At 38.4% G+C, this 6,113-nt stretch carries 7 protein-coding genes; all 7 read left to right on the forward strand.

From position 1 onward, the window contains the following. The first annotated feature begins 320 nt into the window (after positions 1 to 320). On the forward strand, positions 321 to 1,610 hold the full coding sequence (locus ABI367_RS08355) for an aminopeptidase P N-terminal domain-containing protein (protein WP_462227108.1): 1,290 nt from the start codon (positions 321 to 323) through the stop codon (positions 1,608 to 1,610). A 110-nt stretch (positions 1,611 to 1,720) separates the two neighbouring features. Further along, a complete protein-coding gene (locus tag ABI367_RS08360) occupies positions 1,721 to 2,344 on the forward strand; it encodes a 1-acyl-sn-glycerol-3-phosphate acyltransferase (protein ID WP_462227109.1) in 624 nt (207 codons plus the stop codon). Between the two features lies 1 nt (position 2,345). Next, positions 2,346 to 3,434: a glycosyltransferase family 2 protein gene (locus tag ABI367_RS08365; RefSeq protein WP_462227110.1), complete on the forward strand. Its 1,089-nt coding sequence runs from the start codon at positions 2,346 to 2,348 to the stop codon at positions 3,432 to 3,434. Position 3,435: 1 nt separating this feature from the next. Next, the gene (locus ABI367_RS08370; RefSeq protein WP_462227111.1) at positions 3,436 to 4,062 is read left to right on the forward strand and encodes a carotenoid biosynthesis protein; all 627 of its coding nucleotides are present in this window, start codon (positions 3,436 to 3,438) and stop codon (positions 4,060 to 4,062) included. A gap of 108 nt (positions 4,063 to 4,170) precedes the next feature. Beyond that, the gene (locus ABI367_RS08375; RefSeq protein ID WP_462227112.1) at positions 4,171 to 5,022 is read left to right on the forward strand and encodes a 4-hydroxy-3-methylbut-2-enyl diphosphate reductase; all 852 of its coding nucleotides are present in this window, start codon (positions 4,171 to 4,173) and stop codon (positions 5,020 to 5,022) included. A gap of 31 nt (positions 5,023 to 5,053) precedes the next feature. After that, the gene (locus ABI367_RS08380; protein ID WP_462227113.1) at positions 5,054 to 5,725 is read left to right on the forward strand and encodes a fatty acid desaturase; all 672 of its coding nucleotides are present in this window, start codon (positions 5,054 to 5,056) and stop codon (positions 5,723 to 5,725) included. Positions 5,726 to 5,793: 68 nt separating this feature from the next. Further along, positions 5,794 to 6,113: ferrochelatase (locus ABI367_RS08385; protein WP_462227114.1), on the forward strand; the 320-nt coding region annotated here is incomplete at its 3' end.

Consider the following 6,113-nt stretch of genomic DNA (forward strand, 5'->3'; position numbering starts at 1 on the left):
CAATGCTCCATGTTCTGTACTGTTTTGCCCCACCAAATACCTTGGCAGTAGACATGTCAGCCGACGTCTTAGTTGTATCTGTAGTCGTAGTTTGTGCATTAACAATACTTACGGCCATCAAAGTTACAACTGACAATGCGACTGTTTTCTTTAATGTAGAATAGTTCATAGTTTTAAGATTAAACAATTTTTTTAATTGTGATTTTTTCCAAAATTAGTAATTATGTTTGAAACGATAACCAAATACTGTTCCAAAAGTTATAATTATTATACAAATAAATAAAAAAAACCATTTGTATATTGAAACTATTGAAATACTTATGAAATATTTACCAATCGAAAATAATTTATTTACAATTAATAGAAATAATTTCGTTTCACGAATAAAGGCCAATTCAATAGCGCTATTTTATTCAAATGACGAATTTCCGAGAAGTGGCGATCAGAATTTTATATTTAAGCAAAACCCTGACTTTTTTTACCTGACAGGCATTGACCAGGAACAAAGTATACTGCTTTTATTTCCGGATTGTCCTAATTCTCTATACAAAGAAGTACTTTTTTTAAGACAAACCAACGAACATATAGCTATTTGGGAGGGCCATAAATACACAAAAGAGGAGGCCAAAAAGTCATCAGGTATACAAAATGTTTATTGGCTGAGCGATTTTAACAACATTTTGCATAGTATAATTAACTATGCGGAGAATGTATATATCAATACCAATGAGAACGACCGCTACGCACAATCAGTACCGTACCGGGATATCAGGATGCTGGAAGAACTTAGGTTAAAATATCCGTTGCATAATTATGAACGGTCGGCACCCATAATGCGCGATCTGCGGCCTGTAAAATCGGCTATTGAAATTGAACTGACCAAAAAAGCCTGCGCTATTACCCGCGACGCTTTTAAGCGGGTGTTAAAATTTGTTAAACCCGGCGTAACTGAATATGAAATTGAGGCCGAAATAATACATGAATTTATTAGGCAAGGCGCAACCGGCCATGCTTACAGCCCCATTATTGCATCAGGTAAAAACGCGGTTGTGCTGCATTATATTGATAACAACCAGGTTTGTAAAGATGGTGAAGTAATATTGTTTGATTTTGGTGCCGAATATGCCAATTACAATGCCGATATGAGCCGCTCAATACCGGTAAATGGCCGTTTTACCAAACGCCAGCTTGATGTATATAACGCTGTTTTACGTGTTATGCGCGCCGCCACTAAAATGATAGTAACAGGCACTGTTTGGAACGACTATCACGACGAGGTAGGGAAAATAATGACAAGCGAACTTATTGAGCTTGGACTGTTAAAAAAGCACGAGGTTGAAAAACAGGACCCCGCCATGCCGCTGTATAAAAAATACTTTATGCACGGCACATCGCACCATTTAGGTTTAGATGTACACGATTTTGCCAGCCGCTATAAACCATTTGAGGTTGGCAACCTGCTAACGTGCGAACCGGGCATTTATATACCTGAGGAGGGTTTAGGCATAAGGCTGGAAAACAATATCCTGATAACCGCTGATGGTAATGTTGACCTAATGGCCGATATACCCATTGAAGCGGAGGAAATAGAGGATTTGATGAATAGTTGATAATTTCGGATTTTCGATTTCCGATTTAATATTTTAATCGGTTAACCATTATGATGACAAGTGTTCGCCGTGTTTGTATTTCGCTAAACCGAACACCCCAATAATTTGATATGATCTATCCTGAAAATAATATTCTTATAAAATGGGGCTTTCAGGCGTATGCGCGCTTTATTGTTAGGCGAAATTTTAGTCATATTAGCTTTAACACAATAACTATAGATAAAAATAAACCTGTATTATTAATAGCCAATCACTCGGGTTTTTGGGACGGCTTTTTAATGTATAATATTAACTATAAATTGTTTAAAAAGAAGTTTCATACTATGTTGCTGGAGCGTACGGCCAAACGCCTGCCTATACTTAAATATGGAGGCGCTTTTTCTGTTAAAAAAAACTCCAGGGATATTATTACATCATTAAACTTTGCATCGCAATTATTAAATGATGCCGAAAATTTGGTGCTTATATTTCCGCAGGGTAAACTTTATTCTAACTTTATTACCAAAGTTGAGTTTGAAAAAGGGATAATGAAAGTGCTTGAGCAAGCCGCAGGTAAATTTCAACTCGTATATTCGGCTATGTTTATTGAATATTTTACAAACAAAAAACCACAGGCAAATATTTATTTAAAACATATTACCGATGCTGAATTTACCGATATACAGCAACTACAAGCAAGCTACCAACTGCATTATGATGATGCCAGGCAACAACAAATCCAAATAGTTATATAAAGTGATCATTGTTATAGCCGCCACTTTTTTCTTTATTATTTTGCGGTTTTCAGTAACCCTGTTTAATTTTTTATCAAACCCCAAGCTGCACCGTGTAGCCAAACAATATACAGATAAGGTATCTATTTTAATTCCGGCGAGGGATGAGGCTGATAATATACTGGCACTATTGCAATCTATCAATAATCAGGATTACCCGCATTATGAGGTTATTGTATTGGATGATGATTCAACTGACCAGACCTATAATATAGTTGCGGACTTTGCCGCCAAACACCCGCAATTTAAAATAATAAAAGGGGCTGAACTACCGCATTACTGGCTGGGTAAAAATTACGCCTGCTACCAACTGGCCGAACAGGCAACCGGAAATTTATTTTTATTTTTAGATGCCGACGAAAAAATAAGTAACGGATTGATAAATAGTGCTCTGCACCGTATGTATCAGCGTAAGCTTAGTTTGTTAAGCTTATTTGCTAATCAGGAAATGCACTCGCCCGGCGAAAAACTGGTAGTACCATTAATGCACTATATTTTGTTGAATTTATTGCCGCTACAGTTGGTGTATTTGGTTAAAAGCGCGGCAGTAGCCGCGGCAAGCGGGCAGTTTATGTTATTTAATGGTGCAGACTACCGCAAAAACCAATGGCACCAACAGGTTAGTTACAAGGTGGTAGAGGATGTTGAAATAATGAAACTGGTAAAAGCCTCCGGTTATAATGGCGAAGCTCTGTTGAGTAATAACATGGTAACTTGCCGCATGTACAAAGGTTATAAAGAGGCTGTAAATGGGTTTAGCAAAAACTTTTTGGCGGCATTTAATTATAACATATTTGGCTTTTTAATATATATTTTGCTGGTTATTGCCGGCCCCATGATAGTTATGATGACCTTTGATTTTCAGTTGATATTCCTAATGGCCGGGCTAATTATACTTACCCGTATTATGATATCACTTTCAGTTAAACAAAATGCAATGTATAATGTAATTTTGCACCCGGTACAAATGTTTAGCTTAACGCTTATTGCATTTACTGCTATACAAAAGCATCTTACTAAAACCAACGTATGGAAAGGACGAAAAATATAATATGGCTCACCGTACACATATCGCAATAGTATTAATTATCTTGTTTCATCTGGTAGGGCTGGCAGGTGTTTTTATTCCTGAACTTAAGCCGCTTATGCTGCAAATAGTGCCCTGGCACTTACTGCTCATGTTTTTGTTGCTACTTTTTACACACCGAACTATTAATGGCCGCTTTATAGTTTTTTTTATACTGATATTTATTATCGGTTTCGCGGCCGAGTGGGTTGGTGTACACAAAGCCTGGCTGTTTGGCAATTATGCCTATGGCGACACCCTTGGTATAAAATGGCAGGGTATACCCTTAATAGTAGGTATTAACTGGTTTTTACTTACTTACAGTACGGGAGTTTTGCTGCAGCGTGTTGCTGTTAAAAGTTTGTTTGCAAGGCTGTTTTATGGCGGTATATTATTAACCCTGCTTGATTTTTTAATTGAACCTGTAGCCATACGCGACCATTACTGGCATTGGGCCGGCGGCAGCGATATCCCCCTAAAAAACTATGTTACCTGGTTTGTTTTAAGCGCCATCATGCTTTTTATTTTCGAAAAGTTCCGCTTTAAAAAGCAGGGGTTAGCCGGGCCTGTATTGCTTATAGCACAGTTTGTTTATTTTGTTTTTCAGTTTTAAAAGATCTGTATTAGTTATCGCAATCCTTATTGCCAACAAACATAATCATATCATATAATCAGTTGATCCTATAAATCTTAGTTCTTTTTGCTGTAAATTTGTTAAATAATGGGAGCATTAAACTTACAGGTTAGTATTGACAGGGATTCGGGCTTTTGCTTTGGCGTGGTTTACGCCATTGATATGGCAGAAGAGATACTTGAGGAAGACGGTTACCTGTATTGCCTGGGCGATATTGTTCATAATGACGAAGAGGTTGACCGGCTTAAAGCAAAGGGGCTACGGATAATTGAACACGAAGCGCTAAAAAATCTATCTAACGAAAAAGTACTGATACGTGCACACGGTGAAGCTCCCGAAACCTACAAAACCGCTTTAGAAAATAACATAACACTAATAGATGCCTCATGCCCGGTAGTGCTAAAACTACAAAACCGCATTAAAACATCCTTTGACCGTAAAGAAAAAATATTGATTTTTGGCAAACACGGTCATGCCGAAGTTATAGGGTTGCAGGGTCAAACCAATAATGAGGCCCTGGTTTTTCAGGATATTGCCGAACTGGACAATGTAGAACTACCGCATAATATTACCCTTTACAGCCAAACTACCAAAAGCATGGAGAAGTTTTACAACGTAAAGGACGAACTAATTGCCCGTGGCTATGAACTAAATGCTAATGATACCATTTGCAGGCAGGTATCAAACCGGGATAAGGACCTGCCTGAATTTGCCCGCCGGTTTAACAAAATTGTATTTGTATCTGGCGTAAAATCGTCAAATGGCAAGGTGCTTTTTGAGGTTTGTCGCAAACATAATCCTCAAACTTATTTTGTTTCATCAATCAGCGAATTAAAGCCTGATATGTTTTCTGCAGGCGACACTATTGGTATAGCAGGCGCAACATCAACCCCTATGTGGCTTATGGAAGAAGTAAAAGCCGCACTGGAAAAATATTAACAGCACGCTATTTGCTGTATAGGCCACAGTTATGCAAAAAAAAGTATCACCCATTGGCTTATTAATTGCGCTTATAGTGCTGGGTTGCTGGGCAACATCAACCATCTTGTTAATGCAGTGGCCGGTTAATTATAAAAATCCGCTGGTTTATTTTTTTGTGCTGCTACAAATGCACCTGTATACAGGCCTCTTTATAACCGCGCATGATGCTATGCACGGCACCATATCATCCAATAAAACAGTTAATAATTTAATAGGTTATACCTGCACTTTTTTTTATGCGCTGTTTTGGTACCCTAAATTGTATACCAAACATCATCAGCATCATAACCATGTACATACAGCCGCCGATCCTGATTATCATCAGGGTAATTTTTGGAACTGGTACTGGCGGTTTATACGCAACTATCTATCAATCTGGCAGGTAGTGGCAATGGCCTTATTATTTAATATTTTAAAGTTATGGCTACCGCAGGCTAATCTGCTGCTTTATTGGGTAGCACCTGCCTTGTTAAGCACCTTGCAGCTATTTTATTTTGGTACTTATCAGCCGCATAAAGGCGAACATGATAACAAGCATCAATCGCGCAGCCAACGTAAAAATCATTTGGCCGCTTTTTTTAGCTGTTATTTTTTCGGGTATCATTACGAGCATCATGATTCGCCGGATACGCCGTGGTGGCGGTTGTGGAAGAAAGTCTAATTTTTATGTAATATGTATTTCCTTTATAGGGGGTTAACTAGTTTTGTGTTACTTTTGCGACCAATATTATGGCAAAAAAAGGAGTTTTACTGGTAAACCTGGGTACACCGGACAGTCCGCAAACTGCGGATGTGCGCAAATACCTCGGTGAGTTTTTAATGGACGAACGGGTAATTGATGTTAACCCGGTGTTGCGTACTTTTTTGGTAAAAGGTATTATTGTGCCGTTCCGGTCGCCAAAATCTGCCAAATTGTATAAAGCTATATGGAACGACGAAACCGGCTCGCCACTGTTGCATTACAGCAAATTACAGCATCAGGCATTACAACAGCGCTTGGGTGATGAATACCAGGTGGAGCTGGCTATGCGCTATCAAACCCCTTCAAT

Origin of the sequence: Mucilaginibacter sp. (assembly GCF_039935595.1) — a bacterium.
In the GTDB taxonomy this organism is placed as follows: Bacteria; Bacteroidota; Bacteroidia; order Sphingobacteriales; family Sphingobacteriaceae; genus Mucilaginibacter.

Bases quoted from the DNA above. Each gene is read 5' to 3' on its own strand.
- ABI367_RS08370 (WP_462227111.1), top strand. From the start codon at position 3,436: ATGGCTCACCGTACACATATCGCAATAGTATTAATTATCTTGTTTCAT.
- ABI367_RS08360 (WP_462227109.1), top strand. From the start codon at position 1,721: ATGATCTATCCTGAAAATAATATTCTTATAAAATGGGGCTTTCAGGCG.
- ABI367_RS08355 (WP_462227108.1), top strand. From the start codon at position 321: ATGAAATATTTACCAATCGAAAATAATTTATTTACAATTAATAGAAAT.
- ABI367_RS08375 (WP_462227112.1), top strand. From the start codon at position 4,171: ATGGGAGCATTAAACTTACAGGTTAGTATTGACAGGGATTCGGGCTTT.
- ABI367_RS08380 (WP_462227113.1), top strand. From the start codon at position 5,054: ATGCAAAAAAAAGTATCACCCATTGGCTTATTAATTGCGCTTATAGTG.